Annotated in this window: 1 protein-coding gene; it reads left to right on the forward strand. The window is 41.9% G+C overall.

The genetic code is table 11. From position 1 onward, the window contains the following. On the forward strand, positions 1-272 hold a 272-nt coding region (locus ACNG5D_RS16125; RefSeq protein WP_418184546.1), incomplete at both ends, for a hypothetical protein.

Below are 272 nucleotides of genomic sequence, written 5' to 3' on the forward strand. Positions count from 1 at the left end.
TGGGTTAAATATTGAAGATAACTGTACTACAGATGATAACTTAGTAGTCACAAACTCTGATAGCGCTTCTGGCACTTGTCCTCTTGTTGTTACTAGAACATATACCATTACGGATGCTTGTGGGAATGCTGTTAATGCATCGCAAACCATTAATGTTGAAGATACTACCAATCCTACAGCCTCTAACCCGAGTACCATTACTGTACCTGGAGGTCCTGCTCCTGCTCCTGATGTTACGGTCGTAACTGATGAAGCTGATAATTGTGGGAACA

The organism is Algibacter ulvanivorans (genome assembly GCF_048381495.1).
In the GTDB taxonomy this organism is placed as follows: domain Bacteria; phylum Bacteroidota; class Bacteroidia; order Flavobacteriales; family Flavobacteriaceae; genus Algibacter_B; species Algibacter_B ulvanivorans.